Origin of the sequence: Arthrobacter celericrescens, assembly GCF_003614925.1 — a bacterium.
In the GTDB taxonomy this organism is placed as follows: Bacteria; Actinomycetota; Actinomycetes; order Actinomycetales; family Micrococcaceae; genus Arthrobacter; species Arthrobacter celericrescens.
In genome coordinates, this window is the sequence record NZ_QYLP01000084.1 from 1 (window position 1) to 20,829 (window position 20,829).

The following is a 20,829-nucleotide window of genomic DNA, read 5'->3' on the forward strand; positions in this document are numbered from 1 at the left end:
GAGTCACGACCGCAGGGCAGAACGGCCAGCATCTACTCTGCCAGCCAGTCCCGGACCAGCCACACCAATCCTCACAGTCGTTTTGAGCCCTCAAAGCGACAACAACTGCGAGTCACTTGGGGAACCAGCCGCCGTCGATAAGGGCGGTGCGGACCTTCACGACGGCGGAGCGCGCGTCATTCTTCATGTGCCGCCTTGAGATCCGCACCAGCCGCCAGCCGGCGTTGGAGTAGTCCTCCTCGCGGGCGATATCGCGCACGATCTGTTCGGCTTCCGAATGGCCGTCGCCGTCGTATTCCACTGCGACGCGGTATTCCGGATAGGACATGTCGGGCTGACGTTCGACGGCGGGCGATAGTTGTACGGGCACGTTCAGTCCGGCGGTGGGCAGGCCGGCCCGCTCAAGTGCCAGCCGGAGCCGGGTCTCCTGCGCGGAGTCGGCGCCGATCCTGGCCTGCTCCAAGGCAAGCCGCGCCTTCCGGACGCCGGGCGTTCCCTTGTGCCTATCAAGCATGTCGGCCAGTTCTTCAGGAGTGGCGTAGGGCTCGCGCCGGCCCTCGAATTCAGCCCTCGGCCTGCGCAGCAAGTGGTCCGCGACCACCGTGATTTCGTCGATCGACATCCTTCGCGCGCAGTCCAACCAGGTCCGGGCACGGCTCGTGACGAGCAGGCCGTTCACGGACGTGATCTCGTCGTCGAAGAACTGGCCTACGTGGCCCGCAACCCCTTTGCGGCGGGGGATGGCCATGGTGTCCGGCCGCGAGATGTGAATGGCGGGATTCTCTGCATCGGGGTGGAATCCCGGGAAGTCCCAGAGCACGAAGGCGGTGGCGTGGGACGCTGCGGAAAACTCCGTGACCACCGTGAATGGGCGCACTTGCTCGGGTAGTTCGGTGGGATCGGCCAGCTCGGTCGAGTCTGCAAGCTGCGGCTTGCGGATGCCGCGGCTCGGCGAGTCCAGCGCGCGGTGCCTGAGCCGCCGTCGGGACACGCCGGCGTCGAGAGCTTCATGGACAGTGAACGGAGCCGCATCCACAGGTTCGGGCAAAGGCCGGGGGATTTTCATGACTCATGCTCGCAAATCCCGGCGCCCGAAGTTGGGTTATCCACAGGCGTCGTGACCCCTTGCCCAACTGACTGGCAGTTGTTGTCCTTTTGGGCCCTCAAAACGACAACAAATGCGAGCTAGTTGGGAAGGAAGGAAGGGTCCTCAGCCCAGCAGGTGCAGGTTCGCCTTGGTGTCCACGTCCCCGCCGTCGGCGAGGTCGCCGCAGTCCACCAGGTCCACAAGCCCGGGGTGGGCCTTGAGGAAATGCCGGGCTCCGGCGTCGCCCGCTGCCGACTCGGCCGCCTGTTCGCGCAACGCGGCGTCGATCACCAGGGGGTGGCCCCGGCGGGCAGTGCCGGACAGGTCCGGGTAGGCGGCGGCCGTGACCCTGCCCGGGCGGTGCTCGCGCAGCAACCTGGCCACGACCGCCGGGCTCAGGCCCGGCTGGTCCACCAGGGCAACCATCACGTTGTTTCCGGCGGCGGCCCCCGCGATTCCGGTGCGGAAGGAACCTGCCATGCCCTCTTGCCACCGGGGGTTCTCGACGGTCCGATGCCGGGTCAGCCCGGGCAGCGAACGCACGGTGTCCGCTTCGGCTCCGAGCACCACAAGTACCTCGACGCAGCCGCCGTCGAGCAGCACATCGGCGAGCACCTCCACTAGGGTGCGGTCACGGAACGGAAGGAGCGCCTTCGGGCCGAGGCCGAGCCGGGTTCCGGCGCCGGCGGCGAGCAAAACGCCAACCGTTGTGGCGGGAACAGAAGCGGACATGAGGCAAACCATACCCTCCGGACGCCGGATTGTGACCGGGGTGCGGACCGGGGCGCCTTGACTGGAGGGTGACCGGGGTCATATCGTTATTTCACCATTCAATAATCTCATTCCGCTATGTGGAAAAAGCTCATCGAAGAGCGATTCAGCCGTGGCGGAACTTCCGTGAAGCAACGTTAGAAGTGGAGACCCACGATGAATTCGACTTCCCCGGTCGGCAGCGCATCGGCTCCGGAACAGGCAGTGTTGCCCAAGAGTTCCACCCATCACGCGGCCAATGAAGCGATCTGCGACGAGGCCTCCGCCGCGGCCGGCCGCGTCATCAGCCCCACCCTGTACAACCTGGACCTGGCCCCCACCAAGAAGGAAGGGCGCCGCTGGACCGGCTACAGCATCTTCACCCTGTGGGCCAACGACGTCCACAGCCTCGGCAACTATGCCTTCGCCGTCGGGCTCTTCTCGCTCGGCCTTGGCGGCTGGCAGATCCTGGTGGCCCTCGGCGTCGGCGCCGTCCTGCTGTTCGCGCTCCTGAACTTCTCCGGGTTCATGGGCTACAAGACCGGCGTACCCTTCCCGGTGATGAGCCGCATCAGCTTCGGCATCCGCGGCGCCCAGCTTGCCAGCCTCATCCGCGGTGCCGTGGCGGTCGCCTGGTTCGGCATCCAGACCTTCCTGGCCTCCGTGGTGTTCCGCGTGATGCTGGTGGCCATGTTCCCGGGCCTGAAGGAACTGGACGGCAACTCGATCCTGGGCCTGTCCACCCTCGGCTGGCTCACCTTCGCGTTGCTCTGGATCGTCCAGCTCGTCATCGTCAGCTTCGGCATGGAAATGATCCGCAAGTATGAGGCCTTCGCCGGCCCCGTCATCCTCGTCACCATGGTGCTCCTGGCGGCCTGGGTCTTCTTCGAAGCGCACGGCTCCATCCAGTGGACCGGCATCAAGGGCCTCGAGGGTGCCGAAATGTGGCGCACCATCTTCGCCGGCGGCGCCCTGTGGGTGTCCATCTACGGCACCTTCGTGCTGAACTTCTGCGACTTCACCCGCTCGTCGGCCAGCAAGCAGTCGATCGTCCGCGGCAACTTCTGGGGCATCCCGATCAACATGCTCGTCTTCGGCGCCATCGTGGTGATCCTGGCCGGCGGGCAGTATAAGATCAACGGCACCGTCATCGAGAGCCCCTCGCAGATCATCGAAAGCATCCCCAACACCTTCCTGCTGGTCCTGGCCTGCCTCGCGGTCCTGATCCTGACCATCGCGGTGAACCTGATGGCCAACTTCGTGGCCCCGGTCTACGCGCTGACCAACCTGTTCCCCAAGCACCTGGACTTCCGCAAGGCTGCCTGGGTGAGCGGCACCATCGGCCTGGTCATCCTGCCCTGGAACCTCTACAACAACCCGCTGGTGATCGTGTACTTCCTGGGCGGCCTCGGCGCCCTCCTCGGCCCGCTGTTCGGCGTGGTCATGGCCGACTACTGGCTGATCCGCCGCGGCAAGGTGGACGTCCCCGCCCTGTACAGCGAGGAACCGGGCAGCGCTTACTTCTACAAGAAGGGCGTGAACCCCCGGGCGATCACCGCGATGATCCCGGCCGCCGCCGTCGCCATCCTGATTGCCTTCGTCCCGGCGCTGGAACCGGTGGCACCGTTCGCCTGGTTCATCGGAGCCGGCGTGGCCGCTGTCGCGTACTATCTGGTCGCGGACCGGAAGCAGAAGCACGACGACGTCTCCGGCGAGCCGATCGCCGTCGTCAGCACCCACTAACGAACACCAATCCGCCCAACTGGCTCGCATTAGATGTCGTTTTGGAGGCCCATAACGACAACAACTGCGAGTCAGTTGGGTTGAGTTGAGAGGAAACCATGCGCATCCTTGTTGCCAACGTCAACACCACCCAGTCCATGACCGAATCCATCGCGGCCCAGGCAGCGGCCGCCGCCGCCCCCGGCACCGAGATCGTCGGGCTCACCCCCCGCTTCGGCGCCGACTCCTGCGAGGGGAACTTCGAAAGCTACCTCGCCGCGATCGCCGTCATGGACAAGGTGCTCAGCTACCCGGAACCGTACGACGCCGTAGTCCAGGCCGGATACGGCGAGCACGGCCGCGAGGGCCTGCAGGAACTCCTCGACGTTCCGGTCGTGGACATCACCGAGGCCGCGGCCAGCACCGCGATGTTCCTTGGCCACAAGTACTCCGTGGTTACCACCCTGGACCGCGCCGTCCCGCTCATCGAGGACCGGCTGAAGCTGGCCGGGCTCGACGCCCGCTGCGCTTCAGTGCGCGCCAGCGGCATGGCCGTGCTCGAACTCGAGGAGCACCCGGACCGCGCCGTCGAGGCGATCGTGGAGCAGGCCGAACGTGCCGTCCGCGACGACAAGGCCGAGGTGATCGTCCTGGGCTGCGGCGGCATGGCGGGACTGGACGAGCAGATCCGCCAGCGCTGTGGCGTTCCGGTGGTGGACGGCGTCGCCGCCGCGGTGACGATCGCCGAGTCGCTGGTCCGCCTGGGCCTGTCCACCTCGAAGGTGCGCACTTACGCGGCGCCCCGGCCCAAGACTGTCGTAGGCTGGCCCCTGCTGGCGGACGCCCCCGCCGTGCGCTGATTCCGCACGCGCTGCAGCAGGAAGGGAACACCATGACTGAAACGCAGGCCCCTCGGGTCGCCGTCGTAACCGGAGCAGGCTCCGGCATCGGACGGGCCGTTGCCCGGCTGATGCTTGCCGAAGGCTGGTCGGTCACCTTGGCGGGCCGCCGGGAGGCCCCGCTCAAGGAGACCGCCGCCGACCATGCCGGAGCGCTGGTGGTGCCCTGCGATGTGACACAGCCCGACGGCGTCGCGCACCTTTTCGAGGAAACGCGCCGGCGCTGGGGGAGGGTGGACGTCCTCTTCAACAACGCCGGCATCTTCGGACCCTCGGGCAGCGTGGACGAAATGGACCTGGCCGGCTGGGAAAGCACCCTGGCCGTCAACGTCACCGGCGCCATGCTCTGCGCCGCGGAGGCGGTCCGCACCATGAAGGCCCAGGAGCCGCGGGGCGGGCGCATCATCAACAACGGCTCCATTTCGGCCCATTCGCCCCGGCCCCTTTCGGTGGCGTACACGGTGAGCAAGCACGCCATCAGCGGCCTGACGAAGAGCATTGAGCTGGACGGGCGCCCGTATGGGATCAGCTGCGGGCAGATCGACATCGGCAACACCCGCACGGAAATCATGGACACCATCGGCGTCGGCTCCGGCGCGCTGCAGGCCGACGGCAGCCGCCGCGTGGAACCCATGTTCCCCGTGGAGGACGCCGCCCGTGCTGTGCTCCTCATGGCCGGCATGCCGCCGTCGGCCAATGTCGGCTCACTGCTGGTGACCGCCGCCGGCATGCCCTTCATCGGACGGGGCTAGGCGGGGCGGTCGGGCGCATCGCTGCCTCCACCACGCTCCCAGTCAGCGCGGACCTCGAGTCCGGATACGGCAGCCCAGGGGAGACCGTCCGCAAAGCCATAGGCGTGGGCATCGTGGGAGCCAACATCGAGGACCAGGCGCGTCCGCTCCCTGACGCCGTCGCCCAGATGTCCGCAGCAGTGCGGGCACCTGAGTCGGAGGGCATCGATTTCGTCCTCAACGCCCGCACCGACGTCCTGCTCAAGGACCAAGGGCGTGAACGGCAGGAAGTGTTCGCCGATGCGGTCGAACGCGGCCGGGCGTTCCTGGAAATCGGCGCCACGAATGTCTTTGTGCCGGGCCTGCTGGACGAAGCAGCTGTGTCAACCCTGGTTGATGGGATTGGCTGGAACAAGGTTTCGGTCATCAATGTCCCGGGCTCCCTGCCGCCCGCGCGGCTCGAAGAACTCGGCGTATCCCGGATTTCCTATGGCCCATGGACCCAGCGCGTGGCTCTTACGGCCTTCGCCGATGCTGTGACGGGCCTGCTGGACGGGGGCAATCTTCCGGAGGGGACGCGCATCCTGAACTAGCCATTTCATCACGTTGTACCGCCGGCCTCAGAAGATCGACCAGCCCGTCCGCATGGTGAGCGCGTCCAGGGCCGCGACGCCGGCCACCGAGTTGCCGGAGCGGTCCAGGCCCGGGCTCCAGACGCAGATCGTGCAGTTGTTGGGCATCACGGCGATGATGCCGCCGCCCACTCCGCTCTTGCCGGGCAGCCCCACACGGTAGGCGAATTCGCCCGCAGCGTCATAGGTACCGCAGGTCAGCATGACGGCGTTGATCCGTTTGGTCTGCGACGCCGACAGGAAGGACGTGCCGTCGGCCTTCCTGCCGTTGCTGGACAGGAACCTGGCCGCCAGTGCGAGGTCCGTGCAGTTCATCGCAATGGAGCACTGGGCGATGTAGGCATCGAGCACCGCGTCGACACTGTTTTCCAGATTGCCGTAGCTGGCCAGGAAGTGTGCCAGGGACGCGTTGCGGTGGCTGTTGCGGGCCTCGGACGCAGCAACCTCGGCATCGGACTCGATGCCGGGGTTGCCGCTTTCGTCCCGCATGAAACGGCGCACGGCCTCCGCCGCGGCGCCGTCCGTAGCGGTGAGCAGCCTGTCCGTGACCACCAGCGCCCCGGCGTTGATGAACGGGTTGCGCGGTATCCCGTCCTCGTGCTCCAGCTGTACCAAGGAGTTGAACGGGTTGCCTGACGGCTCGCGGAAGACTCGCTTCCAGATGCTGTCCCCGTCCCCGGCCAGGACCAGTGCCAGTGCGAACACCTTGGAGATGCTCTGGATCGAAAACGGCACGGTCGCGTCGCCGGACGCATAAACGTCGCCTCCGCGGGTCGCCACGGAGATGCCGAACTGGCTGGTGTCCACAGCAGCGAGACCAGGGATGTAGTCCGCTGCCGCGCCGTGGCCGATAAGCGGCTGGATGTCCCCGACAATGTCGTCGAGGAGGTTCTGCAGGTCAATCATCAGGTAGTGGCCTCGAAGTGTTCGTTCACTGGGATTCTTCGTTCAATGGCGCCGTGGAGTGCGTCCACAGCCGTATCTGCAGGTGGGCCAACAGCCGTTGATCGGGATCCTGCAGGTCGATGCCGCTCAACTCGCAGGCACGGCGGAGCCTGTAATGCACGGTGTTCCGGTGGACCGCAAGCTCCTCGGCGCACCGGTTCACGTCCCCGAAGAACTCCAAATAAGCGAGGAGCGTGGCAGCGAACTCGGGATACCGGCGGCAGAGCAGTGCGACGCCGTCGTGCCGGAGCCGGGTCCGTGACCCAAGGAGGCCAAAGAGCTCCCGCGTGAGCACTTTGGTCTCCACGTCACTGTAGGAAGCGACGCTGATGGACGGCGTATCCCCCAGGACGTCCAGCACGCTGCGGACGTGCCCCAGCGTGCTGTGGAGTTCGTCAAGGCGGTTGACGACCGGGCCCACCGCCGCTTGCACCTGGCAGTTCAGGTGTACGCGGGCATCCCGGATGATGGCGTTGACCAGGCGATTGATGGCCGGAGGCGACTTCACTGGATCAAGGTCGGGCAGGATCATCGCGATCTCGAGTCCGATGGCCCCTACCACCGCACCGGGCCGATAGGCAGCAGCGTGGATCGATGCAATGTTGGCCAGTTCACCGCGCCGCAGTTGCAGGCCAGAGGCCGTGCCGTCGTCGCCCTTGGCCGAGATGAGCACCAAGGCTGCCGGCCTGGCCGGATTGATGCCCGCCGATTGGGCCTGCGAGTGGATTTGCGGTGTGCCGCTGAGCAGGCTGGAAATCCGGTCCCGCCGCAGCGCCTGGGATTGTTCGTTGCGGTGCCTGACCAGCTCGATTGCAGCATGCCGTGCCGCGCCCACGAGGATCCTGTCCGTGTTGGCGGCCAGGGGCTCGGTTCCTTCCTGCAGCCAGATGTACCCGAGCACCCGGCGTCCGGCATGGATCCCGATCGCGACCCGCTCCCGGAGGCCTTCCTCCGGATTGGCGGCCATGTGCACAGGGGTTTCAGATGCCTGCAGGTGCCGGTACACGCCGGATTCCTTGAGGAGCTTTTGGTACCGTTCCGGACCCCGCCGGCCAAGGATGGACAGCCTGCGCAGTTCGTCGACGTCGTTTGAGGCCGGCGAGTAGGCCAGGACCCGGTTGGCCGGGTCCTCGATGACCACATGGCCGTTGGCCAGCGTGGCCGTGGTCGCGGCGATCGCGAACAGGTCCCGGTGCATGACGTCCGATGCCTCGCCGGAGAGGCCCGGCTCCTGGATGCGGTCCTTGGCGATGCCTTCGAAGGCGTCCCACCGCATTGCCGAAGGCACGGCGATCAGCCCGGTGCCCACGGGACGCAGGAGTTCCGCGATGGGCTCAAGCTCGGCCTCGGTGCCTTTGACCGCAATCGCCACAGGCCGCCACGGGAGCAGCCTGCGGACTGCCGGAAGGGCTGCGCGGCCCCGGGCGCCGATCAGCAGGACCAGGGTTTCCGGCTGGAGGGGTTCATCGTCCTCTGCGTCCGCGATGACCGTTTCGCGGACTGTGCCGTTATCCGCAGCCGGGGCGACCACCAAGCGTCCGTGGTCGACTCCAATGTCTTCAAGTATGTCGCTGAGCATGGCGCCTTTGACATGTTCAGCAGTTTTGTGGGGTGCCACTGCTTTTCTTTCTCTGAGGAGGTATCCGGCCAAGAACATTACTCCCCGTACCCCCAGGTGGATTTGTCTCGCTGGCACAACCAGCATGGCGCGAATTTAGCGGCACGGACAGTTTCTTGTTCGGGGCCGGAACCTAGAGTGGTCTACCGTGCGCCGGGCAATGGGGCCGGGGGCACGGATTCGATGGAGTCAAAGGAGACCCCAAGAATGAAAAACACACAGTTCGATCCCGCGGATGCAGTGGAAAACGCCCGGGAACTGGTCGGTGACAGGACCACCGCAGCGCAGGACTTCTCCAGCGAAGAAGCTGGCTACCACAAGACCCTCAAACCCCGGCAGATCCAGATGATCGCCATCGGGGGAGCCATCGGAACGGGCCTCTTCATGGGAGCGGGCGGCCGCTTGAATGCCTCCGGGCCGGCGCTGATCCTGGTCTACGCGGTTTGCGGATTCTTCGCTTTCCTCATCCTGCGGGCCCTGGGCGAACTGGTCCTGCACCGGCCGTCGTCCGGCTCGTTCGTTTCCTACGCCCGGGAGTTCTACGGCGAAAAGATGGCGTACGCCGCCGGCTGGCTCTACTTTCTCAACTGGGCCATGACCTCGATCGTGGACGTCACCGCCGTCGCGCTGTACATCAAGTTCTGGGGCCAGTTCTGGGAACCGCTGCAGTCCGTCCCGCAGTGGCTCATCGCACTCGCGGCGCTCGTCGTCGTCCTGGCCTTGAACCTGGTCTCCGTGAAGATTTTCGGTGAGATGGAGTTCTGGTTCGCCCTCATCAAGGTGGCCGCCCTCGTGGCCTTCCTCGTCGTCGGGGTGTGCTTCATCATCTTCGGCGGCCGGACAGACATCGGCGCCCCCGGCGTGGACGTCATCCTGGACCACGGCGGCGCATTCCCGGCCGGCGCGGTGGCGCCTCTGCTCGCCATCAGCGGCGTTGTGTTCGCCTATGCAGCCATCGAACTGGTGGGCACCGCCGCGGGCGAGACCGCCCAACCGCAGAAGGTCATGCCCAAGGCCGTGAATACGGTGGTTTTCCGCATCGCCATCTTCTACGTCGGTTCCGTGCTGCTGCTGTCCCTGCTCCTGCCCTTCACCGCCTACAAGGCAGGGGAATCGCCGTTCGTCACCTTCTTCTCGCATCTGGGGGATCCGCAGGCCGGAGCGATCTCGGCCTCGGTGATGAACTTCGTGGTCCTCACCGCTGCCCTGTCCAGCCTCAACGCCGGCCTGTACTCCACCGGACGCATCCTGCGTTCCATGGCGGTGAACGGTTCCGTCCCGCAGTTCACCGCCCGTATCAGCGCCTCGGGCGTCCCGTACGGCGGGATCCTGCTGACGGCTGTGATCACGCTGCTCGGCGTCGGACTGAACGCCCTGGTCCCGTCCCAGGTGTTCGAAATCGTCCTCGAGGTCTCCGCCATCGGCATCATCGGCGGCTGGGCCACCATCATGCTGTGCCACATCAGGCTGCAGTCCTGGGTGCGGCAAGGCAGGGTTGAACGGCCATCGTTCCGCCTCTTCGGCGCACCTTTCACGTCCTACCTGACCCTCGGTTTCCTGGCGTTTGTGCTGGTCACCATGGGCTTCTCGGAAACCGGCCGCTGGGTCCTCGCCTCGGTTGTGGTCCTCGTACCGCTGCTCGTGGCTGGGTGGTTCGGCTCCCGGAAGCGCATCCTTGCCGCCGCCGAGGAACGCCGCGGCCATACCGGCGTCTTCCCGGTGATCGCCGAGCGCCCCGCCCAAGCGGGACGGCGGCCCTGACCTCCTCCGATCACCCGGACCATCAAGCACTCGAACCACCAAGCACCCGAACCAACATTGGAAAACAAGACAACAGTGAATATCGAAGCTGCCCCGAAAGACGTTGGCACCCCCAGCAGCGCCTGGCGCTCCCGCGCGGATGCCTGGGAGTTCCTGGGCTACGCGTTCAAGCAACTGGCCAAGAGCCGCACGGGAACAGGGGACGAAACGGCCAACGCCGCCCTGGCGGAACAGGCGGCCCGCGCACTCAGCCTGCTGCACGCCGTCGAGCTCTATTGGGCGGCTCCGGGGCAGGCGGCCGTGGGGCAGCTGCGGGCTGCCCTGGACGCCGGTGACTTCCGGACGGGGCTCGAGTTGCTCCGTGGCCTGGCATCGATGGTGCCGGGCCACGGGGGAGCCGCGTCCCCGCCCTTGCGGGGGCACGGCCCTGCGGGGACGGGCGATGCGGAAGACGACGGCGGCAGCCAGGCTCCCGACGTCGGCGAACGGCCCCGGTTCGACGTTTTGGTAGTTGATGACCTGGCGGCTGAGGAAGCAGACTCCCTGAAGGCCGACCTCCTGGCCCAGGGACGGCCCGGCGACGCGTTCACGTACGAGCTTGTGGTGGTCCCCAGCTATGAGGACGCCCTGGTGGCCCTGCTGCTGAACCCCGCCATCCAGGCGTGCATCCTTCGTCCCGGCCTTGTCGCGGAGAGCGGGCAGCCGCTCGGCAGGGATCTTCGGGCCTATCTGTCCACTCATACCGCTGCGGCGCCGGCCGGCGCACGTCCCCTGCAACTGATCCTCGCCTTGGCGGAGCAACTTACGGCATTGCGCCCGGAAGTGGATGTCTACTTGACCGCGGGTGTGTCCATCGAGAGCCTGGCCGGTTCGCTGAGCAGGCGCTTCCGGAGGATCTTCCGCAAGCAGGACCATCTCGACCTGCATTTGTCCCTCCTGTCCGGCGTGGCGGAGCGCTTCCGAACGCCCTTCTTCACCGCCCTGCAGGAGTACAGCCGCCGGCCCGCCAGCGTGTTCCACGCCCTGCCGGTGTCCCGGGGCGGCTCGGTGGTGGGTTCCCCGTGGATCCGCGACATGGCAGATTTCTACGGACTCAACCTGCTCATGGCGGAAACCTCCGCAACCTCGGGCGGACTGGATTCGCTCCTGGACCCGCATGGCTCCATCAAGGAGGCCCAGGACCTGGCGGCGCGGGCGTTCGGATCGCATCAGACGTTCTTCGTTACCAACGGCACGTCCACGGCCAACAAGGTGGTCCACCAATCCATCCTGGCTCCGGGCGATGTGGTCCTCGTGGACCGCAACTGCCACAAGTCCCACCACTACGCCTTCGCGCTCGCCGGGGCGCAGGTGAGCTACCTGGATGCCTACCCGCTGGACCGCTACGCCTTCTACGGTGCTGTGCCGCTGGCCTCCATCAAGGCCAGGCTCTTGGAGTACCGCAGGGCAGGGCGGCTGGACGAGGTCAAAATGATCACGCTCACCAACTGCACCTTCGACGGCATTGTGTACGACGTGGAGCGCGTCATGGAGGAGTGCCTGGCCATCAAGCCGGACCTGGTGTTCCTCTGGGACGAGGCCTGGTTCGCGTTCGCCCGCTCCCACCCGGTCTTCCGCCGCCGCACCGCCATGGCGGCGGCCCGGAAACTCGAAGCGTCCTTCGGCGATCCTGCGTATGCGGCAAAGCATGCCGCGCAGGCCGCCCAGCTGTGGGACCCGGTGACGGGATGCCCGGCGGACGATCAGGCCTGGCTGGAGACCAGGCTGGTCCCGGACCCCGCCAGGGCGCGCGTCCGGGTCTACGCCACGCAGTCCACCCATAAGACGCTGACGTCGCTCCGGCAGGGGTCCATGATCCACGTCTTCGACCAGGACTTCGAGGAACGGAACCGGGAGTCGTTCCGCGAGGCGTACATGACCCACACGTCCACTTCGCCCAACTACCAGATCCTCGCCTCACTGGACGTCGGTCGCAGGCAGGTGGAACTCGAGGGGTTCGGCCTCGTCCAGCGCCAGGCCGACCTTGCCACCAGCGTTGCGCAGGCCGTTGCCCGGCATCCCCTCCTCAAGAAGTACTTCCGCGTACTCACCTCGCGGGACCTCATTGAGGCGCCCTTCCGGAAGACTGGCCCGGCCATGCCGCACCGCGACGGCCTCGCCGCGCTCGCGGACGCCTGGGAGCACGACGAGTTCGTCGTCGATCCCAGCCGCCTCACCCTGGACATCAGCCGGACCGGGATCGACGGCGATACCTTCCGCCACCGCTACCTCGCCGACGGCCACGGCATCCAGGTCAACAAGACCTCGCGCAACACCGTGCTGTTCATGACGAACATCGGCACCTCCCGCAGCTCGGTGGCCTACTTGATCGAAGTCCTTGTCAAGCTCGCCGAGCAGTTCGAGGAGGACCGTTCGACGACGGCGGGCGCCGGCTACCGTCGGACACCGGCTGTATCCGACGACGGCGGGACGCCGCCGCTGCCCGACTTCAGCCGGTTCGCGGACCGATTCCGCCGGGATGCGCTGTGCCCCGATGGCGACGTCCGGGCTGCCTACTTCGAAGGCTACAAGGACGGTTCCACCGAATACCTGTTCGCGGAGGAACTGGGCGCCAGGATCGACGCCGGGCTGGACGTGGTGTCCGCAGGTTTCGTCACCCCGTACCCGCCGGGTTTCCCGATCCTGGTGCCGGGCCAGGTCATCACGCGCAAGACGTTGGAGTTCATGGCTGCCCTGGACACGAAGGAAGTCCACGGCTTCGATCCGGAGAGAGGGTACAGGGTGTTCGCGGAGCCAGGACCCCGGCCTCAAGCAGCCCTCACGGCCGGCACGGAGAGAGGTGGGTCACAATTGGTTAGTCTCACTTTCACAATGTGAAAATTCAATTCCCTCTTGTGGAATAGTGTGATCTGGAATACGTTGAGAGTGTCCCCGGCAACCGGGGAGTTCTCTAATGATTGGTTCAGATCAATGAAGATCCCAGACTCCGCGGCGCTGAAGGCGAGTTCGGCCCCGCAGAAGAAGAAGCCGCTGTACAGGTCGCTCTTCTTCCAAATTCTGATCGCCGTCGTCGCAGGTGTGCTGATCGGCCATTTCTGGCCGAACATCGGCTCCACCCTCCGGCCCTTGGGCGATGGATTCATTCAACTCATCAAGATGATCATTGCCCCGCTGATCTTCCTCGTGATCGTCACGGGAATTTCGGCAGTCGGCGACGTCAAGGCGGTCGGAAGAGTCGGGGTCAAGGCCCTGCTGTACTTCACCGCAGCAACCCTGTTCGCGCTGGTGTTCGGCCTGGTGGTCGGCAACATCGTCCAGCCCGGTGCCGGCCTGAACATCGATCCGGCCACCCTGTCCCAGGACGCCGTGGACGCCAAGACCGGCCACGCCGTTCCGAAGGACGCGGCAGCCTTCCTGCTCGATGTCATTCCCACCAGCGTGATCGGGGCCTTCGCCAACAACAGCCTGCTCCAGGTCCTGTTCTTCTCCGTGTTCTTCGGCGCGGCCATTGTTGTCATCGGGCGCCAGCGCTGCATGCCGGTCATCAGCCTCATGGAGACCGTGCTTGAGCTGATCTTCAAGATCATGTCCTGGATCATGAAGGTTGCCCCCATCGGCGCTTTCGGTGCCATGGCGTTCATCATTGGCCAGTACGGCCTGGACACCCTTGGCACCTACGCGCTGCTGATCGCCGCGTGCTACGGTGCCGCGATCGTCTTCATCGGCCTGCTGTTCCTGGTGGCCTGGGGCTTCGCGAGGGTTCCGCTGTGGCAGTTCCTGAAGTACACCCGGGAGGAGTTCCTCCTCGCGCTGGGCACCGCGTCCACCGAGGCCGTGATGCCGCGCATCATGACCAAGCTGACCAACGCCGGCTGCTCCCGGGCCACCACCGGCTTGGTGGTTCCCACGGGCTACTCCTTCAACCTGGACGGCGCCGCGATCTATCTCTCGATTTCGCTGCTGTTCCTGGCCCAGGCCTTCGGCCACAACCTGGACCTCGGCCAGCAGCTGGCCGCACTCGGCGTGCTGCTGCTGACCTCCAAGGGCATGGCCGGCGTACCTGGGTCCTCCTTCCTGGCGCTGTCCGCGACGGCCGCCGCGCTCGGCATTTTCCCGGTGGCCGGCGTCGCGCTCCTCCTGGGTGCCGACCGCCTCATGGACTCCATGCGCGTGGTGGTGAACCTGCTGGGCAACTGCGTGGCGACGTTCGTGGTGGCCAAGTGGGAAGGCCAGTTCGACCGCGGCGTCATGGTCCGTGCCTTCCGCGGCGAAATCACCAACGAAGACTCCGCCATCATGCTGGGCAAGGAGGAGGCCTTCGAGGAGCAGGAACTCGAGCGCCTCAGCGAGGGCCAGGAGCCGTCGCCGAAGTTCCGCGGCGGCCCGGTGTCCGGCGACATTCCCCGCTTTGAAATGAGCCGGCCGGGCCAGCGCCAGGAAACGCCGATTTCCCCCGACTGAGCGGCCCGTTCCCGCGGAAAGCAAGGCGGCCGTTCCGGTGATCCGGAACGGCCGCCTTTTTCGTGCCCCGAAGGCGGGGTCATTTAGGGCCCATGTTTGCGCCCGCAAAACATGGGCCGTAAGTGACCCTGTGTTGGACTAGAACGGCAGCAGCTCCGCCAGATCGGCGCGCAGCCCCGACGCGGCGACCCGGCCGGCGTCGACGGCGTCCGCCCATGCCAGCCGGCCGCTCACCAGCGCGAGCCAGGTGGCGGCGTCGCACTCGATCACGTTCGGCGGCGTGCCGCGCGTGTGGCGGGGACCCTCCACGCACTGCGCGACGCCGAACGGCGGCACACGTACCTCCACCGAGTTGCCGGGGGCGCGGGCGGTGAGCTCTTCGAGGGTGTAGCGGACCGCGGTGGCAAGGGTCGTGCGGGGCAAAGCCGCGTCCGTCTCGCCGGGGCTTACTGCAGCGCTGTCCTGCCATGCGGCCAGGGCGGCGCGGCCTTCTTCTAGGGGTACCCGACGGCGGGCGACAGCCATGCTTGAAGCCTTTCCTGTGGTGATGGGGAGGTTAGTCCAGCAGCGAGAGCAGTGCCTTGCCGAGCCGGATCCGGCCCACCGGATGTCCGCCGCCCAGCACCGGGTCCACCACCTTCTCCAGCACGCTGGAGACCTCCGGAACGTCGACGGCGCCACTCACCGCGAGCAGCGTCAGCCCCACCAGGGTGGTGGCCCGCAAGTTGCCGTCGAGCATCTTGACGGCCACCGTGGCACCGGTGGGCGTGGCGAGGACAAGGACGCCTTCGGCGCCGATCTTCGCGAGGACGCCCAGGTCATCCATGACCACAGTGTTGGCCTCGCCCCGGCCCTGGACCGCCCAAGGGTAATCCAGCATCGAGGTGGCGATGGTGGCCGCGCGCGCGTTCGAGTTCGGGTCCCGCAGAGCCTTCGCCAGCCGCGAATAGGCTCGGGCGAGACCGGTCAGGGAGAGCGCCGCTACGGGCGCGCCGCAGCCGTCGATGCCCAGGTGGGCGATGGATTCCCCGCTGTATTCCTCGATCGCGGCGCGCACCCTCTGCTGCAGGGGGTGGTTCGGCTCCAGGTAGCTCCGGGTGTCCCAGCCGTTCTCCCGGCAGGCCCAGAGGAAAGCCGCGTGCTTGCCCGAGCAGTTGAACGCGAGTTTGGACTTGCCGCGCTCGGAGCGGACCAGCCAGTTCCGTGCGGTCTCATCCTGGGGCCACGCCGCCGGGCACTGCAGCTGCTCCTCGCGGATGCCCGCGGCCTTGAGCATGCCTTCCACCACGTCCATGTGGTCGAGCGAGCCCGTGTGGCTGGCGCAGGCCAGCGCCACCTGGGCGCCGCGCAGCGGAACGCCGGACTGCATCGAGGCCAGCGCCTGGAGCGGCTTGAGGGTGGAGCGGGCGTAGATCGGGGTGGTGATGTCGCCCAGTTCCTCCACCACGCTGCCGTCGCCGGCCAGGACCACGGCCGAGCCGATGTGGCGCGATTCGATGAAGCCGCTGCGCTCGATGACGGCCAGCTCGACGGCGGACTCGGCCGTGAAGGTTTCATGCGGAGACATGGGCATGCTGCAAGTCTACGGGCGGACATGTCCACTCCCCGGCGCGACGTGTGGACATATCTCTAACATGCGCATGCCTCGGCGGCAGGGGTGGACATGTCCGCTGGATCAGGCTGCCCGGGTCCGCGCCACGAAGCGGAAACGGTCCCCGCAGAAGCGGCCGACGGTCCACTCGACCACCTTGCCGTCGTCGTCGAATCCGGTGCGGTCGATCCGCAGGAGGGGCGAGCCCATCTCGACCTTCAACAGCCGCACCTCCTCGGGCCCGGCCAGGTAAGTCTCGACGCCGTCCTCCACTTCCGTGATCCGGATGCCGAAGTCTTCGCGGAGGGTCGCATACAGCGAACCGCGTTCCCGCAGCCGCTCGTCGAAGCCGGCCAGTTCGCCGGGAATGCACGCGGTTTCCAGGCCCAGCGGTTCGCCGTTGCCGAGCCGGATGCGCCGCACACGCACGAAGGGGGCGCCCGGAGCCAGGTGCATGTGTGCGGCCTCGACGGCATGGCTTCCGTCCACGCGGAGCTGCTCGATCTCCAGGATTTCCGACGACGGCGTGTACCCGATCGCCTGCGCGTCCTCGGTGAAGGACGTCAGCTGCCGCACGTGCGTGATCTTGGGCCCGCCCGTGTAGGTGCCCGAGCCCTGGGTGCGGGTGAGCTTGCCTTCGGCCACGAGTTCGCCGATGGCCTTACGGACGGTGGTGCGGGAGGTACCGAAGTCCAGCGCGAGGGTCCGCTCGGTGGGGATGAGGGTGCCCGGGGGCAGGTCCGCGATCATCTCCAGGATGCGCATTTTGTAGACGTAGTACTTCGGCAGCTCGCTCACCGTCCGATCTTAACTCTTGACGGCCAGATTGGTCTATGCCAATCTTGTGCAAGTTGGTCTACACCAATTCAGCCCTTTGTCTCCCAGACCCCGAGGACACCGATGTCTCTCCTGAATGACCTGCGCAGCACCCCGCGGTTCGGCCTCCTGATCGGCGCGACGGCGGCCGCCGTCGGCGTGATCTACGGCTACGACCTGTCCAACATCGCCGGAGCCCTGCTGTTCCTGACCAAGGAATTCCACCTCTCCACGAGCGACCAGGAGATGGTGACCACCGCCGTCGTGGTGGGCGAAGTGCTCGGCGCCCTGGTGGGCGGCTGGCTCTCCAACCGCATCGGCCGCAAGGCGTCCATGGTGGCCGTCGCCGCGTCGTACGCAGCCTTCGCCCTGTTGAGTGCGTTCGCACCAGGCATCCCGGTGCTGATGGTCGCCCGTCTGTTCCTGGGCCTGACCATCGGAATCTCCGTGGTGGTCGTGCCGGTCTTCGTCGCGGAGAGCTCGCCGGCCAAGGTGCGCGGCGCCATGCTCGTGGCCTACCAAGTGGCCACCGTCATCGGCATCATCCTGGGCTACATCGCCTCCTGGGCACTGTCCTCCACCGGTGAGTGGCGCTGGATGCTGGGCCTGGCCGCCCTGCCCGCGGTGGCCGTGCTCGCGATTCTCCTCCGGCTGCCGGACACCGCGCGCTGGTACGTCATGAAGGGACGCCTCGAGGAGGCCCGCCGCACCCTCGCCACCATCGAACCGGAGTCCGACATCGACGCCGAGATCGCCGGCATGCGCGCCGCGCTCGCCGAGGAATCCGGCGGCCGCAAGTCCGGCGTGGCCAAGGAGATGCTCCGCAGGCCGTTCCTGCGCGCCACCGTGTTCGTGGTGGGCCTGGGCTTCTTCATCCAGATCACGGGCATCAACGCCGTGGTCTACTACAGCCCGCGCATCTTCGAAGCCATGGGTTTCAGCGGCAACGAGGCCCTGCTGCTCCTGCCCGCCCTGGTCCAGGCCGCCTCGCTCGTAGCCGTGTTCGTCTCCCTCGCCCTCGTGGACAAGGTGGGCCGGCGGCCGATCCTGCTCGGCGGCATCGGCATGATGGTAGTGGCCAACGCGCTGCTGATCGGAGTCTTCCTGGCCGGCCAGTCCTTCGGCGGTGCACTCACCGTGCTCGGCTTCCTGGGCGTCCTGCTCTTCACTGTGGGCTTCACCTTCGGCTTCGGCGCCCTGGTGTGGGTCTACGCCGGCGAAAGCTTCCCGGCCCGCCTGCGCTCCCTCGGCGCGAGCACCATGCTCACCTCGGACCTGATTGCCAACGTGGTGGTCTCCGCCTTCTTCCTCACCATGCTCCAGCGCCTGGGCGGAGCCGGCACCTTCGCAGTCTTCGGTGCCCTGGCCGTGGCAGCGTTCTTCTTCGTGCACCGCCTGGCCCCCGAAACCAAGGGCCGCAACCTCGAGGACATCCGGATCTTCTGGGAGAACGGCGGCCGCTGGGAGCCCCGCGGGGTTCCCGCCGTTCGCAGCGAGGTCCCCGCAGCCAGCCAGGACATCGCTTAGGTCCGGGAAGGCAGCACAAAGTACCCTTGGAGACTGTGAAGGTACTCGTCATTGGCCCCGGCGGCCGCGAACACGCCATTGTCCGCTCCCTGCTCGAAGATCCCAACGTGTCCGAGGTCCACGCGGCTCCGGGCAACGCAGGCATCGCCAAGCTGGTTCCCACGCACGCCATCAACGGCAACGATCCCGCCGCCGTCGCACAGCTCGCCCTCAAGCTGGCCGTCGACCTGGTGGTCGTCGGCCCCGAGGCCCCGCTCGCCGCGGGCGTGTCCGACGCCGTGCGCGAAGCCGGCATCCCGGTGTTCGGCCCCAGCAAGGCCGCAGCCCAGCTCGAGGCGTCCAAGGCCTTCGCCAAGGAGGTCATGGCCGAAGCCGGCGTGCCCACCGCGATGGCCCGCGTCGCCACCAACGCCGAGGAAGCCGCCGACGCGCTGGACACCTTCGGCGCCCCGCACGTGGTGAAGGACGACGGCCTGGCCGCCGGCAAGGGCGTGGTGGTAACCAACGACCGCGCCGAGGCCCTGGCCCACGCGCAGGCTTGCTTCGACGCCGGCGGAACCGTGGTCATCGAGGAATTCCTGGACGGCCCCGAAGTCTCCCTCTTCGTGCTCTGCGACGGACGCACCACCGTGCCGCTGTCCCCGGCACAGGACTTCAAGCGCATCTTCGACAACGACGAGGGCCCCAACACCGGCGGCATGGGTGCCTACACCCCGCTGGACTGGGCTCCCGAAGGCCTAGTCCAGGAGGTCATCGACCGCGTGGCCCAGCCCACCGTGGACGAGATGGCCCGCCGCGGCACCCCCTTCGTCGGCGTGCTCTACTGCGGACTGGCCTTGACCTCCCGCGGCACCCGCGTCATCGAATTCAACGCCCGCTTCGGCGATCCCGAAACCCAAGCAGTCCTCGCCCGGCTCAAGACCCCTCTCGGTGCCCTTATGCTGGCAGCAGCCAAGGGCGAACTGGACACCGCCGAAGAGCTGCGCTGGTCCAAGGACTCTGCGGTCGCCGTCGTCGTCGCGGCTGAAAACTACCCGGACGCGCCCCGCACCGGGGACCGCATCACGGGCTTGAAGAAGGCCGAAAGCCTCGAAGGCGTCCACGTCATCCACGCCGGCACGAAGCTGGACGAAGAAGGCAAAGTCGTTTCCGCCGGCGGGCGCGTGCTCGCCGTGGTGGCGCTCGGCAGCGACCTGGTGGAAGCCCGTGAACGGGCGTACGACGGCGTCGAACTGGTCCAGCTCGAAGGCAGCCAGTTCCGCACGGACATCGCCGGCAAGGCGGCCCGCGGCGAAATCCGGGTGTCCACCAACACCGGCACCATCCCGGCGGTGAAGCGCTGACCATGACTGAACTCAACACCGGCGGCTTCGCCGCGGACACACTCGACCTCCCGGGCTGGAAGCACGTGTACTCCGGCAAGGTCCGCGACCTCTATGTCCCGGCCGACGAATCCATCAGGGAACAGGTGGGCCAGGACTGCGTCCTCGTCGTCGCCAGCGACCGCATCAGCGCCTACGACCACGTCCTCTCCAGCGAAATCCCGGACAAGGGCCGCATCCTCACCCAGCTGAGCCTGTGGTGGTTCGAACAACTGGGCGTGGAACACCACGTGCTGGCCTCCACGGTGGCCGGAGGCGTTCCGGAAGCCGTCGAGGGCCGGGCCATGATCTGCAAGAAGCTGGACATGTTCCCGGTCGAGTGCATCGCCCGTGGCTACCTCACGGGCTCCGGCCTGGCCGAATACAAGCAGTCCCGCACCGTGTGCAGCATCCCGCTGCCGGAGGGCCTGGTGGACGGGTCGCGCCTCGAGGAAGCCATCTTCACCCCGTCCGCCAAGGCCGAGGTGGGTGAGCACGACGAGAACATCACCTTCGAAGCCGTGGTGGACGCCGTCGGTCCGGACGTTGCCGACCGGCTCCGCGAACTCACGCTTGCCATCTACACCAAGGCCGAGGAGATCGCCCGCGGCCGCGGGATCATCCTGGCCGACACCAAGGTGGAGTTCGGCGTGGACGCTGCCAGCGGCGTCATCACCCTGGGCGACGAAGTCCTCACCCCGGACTCCTCCCGATTCTGGGATGCCACAAGCTACGAACCGGGCAAGGCGCAGCCGTCCTTCGACAAGCAGTACGTCCGCGACTGGCTGACCTCCGCCGAATCCGGTTGGGACCGGGCCGCCGACACCCCGCCTCCCGCGCTGCCGGCCGACGTCGTCGAACGCACCCGCGCCCGCTACGTCGAAGCCTACGAGAAGCTCACCGGACGCACCTTCGCCTGACGCATCTC

General features: G+C 66.9%; 17 protein-coding genes. 10 read left to right on the top strand and 7 right to left on the bottom strand.

The genetic code is table 11. The annotated features are described in order from the left end of the window. Positions 1–112: 112 nt before the first annotated feature. Both D3654_RS14395 and nboR read right to left on the bottom strand, forming a co-directional pair. Positions 113–1,066, bottom strand: a complete 954-nt coding sequence (locus tag D3654_RS14395; RefSeq protein WP_120522176.1) for a hypothetical protein — start codon at positions 1,064–1,066, stop codon at positions 113–115. A 144-nt stretch (positions 1,067–1,210) separates the two neighbouring features. Continuing rightward, positions 1,211–1,819: a nicotine blue oxidoreductase gene (nboR, locus tag D3654_RS14400; RefSeq protein WP_120522177.1), complete on the bottom strand. Its 609-nt coding sequence runs from the start codon at positions 1,817–1,819 to the stop codon at positions 1,211–1,213. Between the two features lie 195 nt (positions 1,820–2,014). Between nboR and D3654_RS14405 the strand changes: the two genes are divergently transcribed. The 4 genes from D3654_RS14405 to D3654_RS14420 all read left to right on the top strand — a co-directional run bounded on the left by D3654_RS14405 (position 2,015) and on the right by D3654_RS14420 (position 5,782). Next, positions 2,015–3,580, top strand: coding sequence for an NCS1 family nucleobase:cation symporter-1 (locus D3654_RS14405; RefSeq protein ID WP_120522178.1), 1,566 nt, complete (start codon positions 2,015–2,017; stop codon positions 3,578–3,580). A gap of 98 nt (positions 3,581–3,678) precedes the next feature. Beyond that, positions 3,679–4,419: an aspartate/glutamate racemase family protein gene (locus D3654_RS14410; protein WP_120522179.1), complete on the top strand. Its 741-nt coding sequence runs from the start codon at positions 3,679–3,681 to the stop codon at positions 4,417–4,419. Positions 4,420–4,451: 32 nt separating this feature from the next. Continuing rightward, positions 4,452–5,210, top strand: a complete 759-nt coding sequence (locus D3654_RS14415) for an SDR family oxidoreductase (RefSeq protein WP_120522180.1) — start codon at positions 4,452–4,454, stop codon at positions 5,208–5,210. 17 nt (positions 5,211–5,227) lie between these two features. Further along, positions 5,228–5,782, top strand: coding sequence for an isocitrate lyase/phosphoenolpyruvate mutase family protein (locus D3654_RS14420; RefSeq protein WP_120522181.1), 555 nt, complete (start codon positions 5,228–5,230; stop codon positions 5,780–5,782). A 27-nt stretch (positions 5,783–5,809) separates the two neighbouring features. On the opposite strand, the gene D3654_RS14425 is transcribed toward D3654_RS14420, so the two are convergent. Further along, positions 5,810–6,724 carry a glutaminase gene (locus D3654_RS14425; RefSeq protein ID WP_120522204.1) on the bottom strand — a complete coding sequence of 305 codons (915 nt, stop codon included), beginning with the start codon at positions 6,722–6,724 and terminating at the stop codon, positions 5,810–5,812. Positions 6,725–6,752: 28 nt separating this feature from the next. Continuing rightward, positions 6,753–8,345, bottom strand: a complete 1,593-nt coding sequence (locus tag D3654_RS14430) for a PucR family transcriptional regulator (RefSeq protein ID WP_120522205.1) — start codon at positions 8,343–8,345, stop codon at positions 6,753–6,755. A gap of 246 nt (positions 8,346–8,591) precedes the next feature. On the opposite strand from D3654_RS14430, the gene D3654_RS14435 reads away from it, so the two are divergent. From D3654_RS14435 to D3654_RS14445, 3 genes are all read left to right on the top strand, one after another. Further along, positions 8,592–10,145, top strand: a complete 1,554-nt coding sequence (locus tag D3654_RS14435; protein ID WP_120522182.1) for an amino acid permease — start codon at positions 8,592–8,594, stop codon at positions 10,143–10,145. A gap of 75 nt (positions 10,146–10,220) precedes the next feature. Further along, positions 10,221–13,022 carry an aminotransferase class I/II-fold pyridoxal phosphate-dependent enzyme gene (locus D3654_RS14440; RefSeq protein WP_120522183.1) on the top strand — a complete coding sequence of 934 codons (2,802 nt, stop codon included), beginning with the start codon at positions 10,221–10,223 and terminating at the stop codon, positions 13,020–13,022. A 93-nt stretch (positions 13,023–13,115) separates the two neighbouring features. Then, positions 13,116–14,606, top strand: a complete 1,491-nt coding sequence (locus tag D3654_RS14445; RefSeq protein WP_120522184.1) for a cation:dicarboxylate symporter family transporter — start codon at positions 13,116–13,118, stop codon at positions 14,604–14,606. Positions 14,607–14,744: 138 nt separating this feature from the next. Here D3654_RS14445 and D3654_RS14450 read toward each other — a convergent pair whose 3' ends face one another. The 3 genes from D3654_RS14450 to D3654_RS14460 form a co-directional block, all read right to left on the bottom strand. Further along, on the bottom strand, positions 14,745–15,131 hold the full coding sequence (locus D3654_RS14450) for a sterol carrier family protein (protein WP_120522185.1): 387 nt from the start codon (positions 15,129–15,131) through the stop codon (positions 14,745–14,747). A gap of 31 nt (positions 15,132–15,162) precedes the next feature. Further along, positions 15,163–16,179, bottom strand: a complete 1,017-nt coding sequence (locus tag D3654_RS14455) for an asparaginase (RefSeq protein ID WP_120522186.1) — start codon at positions 16,177–16,179, stop codon at positions 15,163–15,165. Positions 16,180–16,281: 102 nt separating this feature from the next. Next, a complete protein-coding gene (locus D3654_RS14460; protein ID WP_245413248.1) occupies positions 16,282–16,995 on the bottom strand; it encodes a GntR family transcriptional regulator in 714 nt (237 codons plus the stop codon). 102 nt (positions 16,996–17,097) lie between these two features. Between D3654_RS14460 and D3654_RS14465 the strand changes: the two genes are divergently transcribed. Genes D3654_RS14465 through D3654_RS14475 form a run of 3 tightly spaced genes read left to right on the top strand, consistent with a single transcriptional unit; the run spans position 17,098 to position 20,821 of the window. Continuing rightward, complete coding sequence (locus D3654_RS14465) at positions 17,098–18,540, top strand: sugar porter family MFS transporter (RefSeq protein WP_120522187.1); 1,443 nt, start codon at positions 17,098–17,100, stop codon at positions 18,538–18,540. A gap of 35 nt (positions 18,541–18,575) precedes the next feature. Continuing rightward, positions 18,576–19,883: a phosphoribosylamine--glycine ligase gene (gene purD, locus D3654_RS14470; protein WP_120522207.1), complete on the top strand. Its 1,308-nt coding sequence runs from the start codon at positions 18,576–18,578 to the stop codon at positions 19,881–19,883. 2 nt (positions 19,884–19,885) lie between these two features. After that, positions 19,886–20,821: a phosphoribosylaminoimidazolesuccinocarboxamide synthase gene (locus D3654_RS14475; protein WP_120522188.1), complete on the top strand. Its 936-nt coding sequence runs from the start codon at positions 19,886–19,888 to the stop codon at positions 20,819–20,821. The last annotated feature ends 8 nt before the right edge of the window (positions 20,822–20,829 follow it).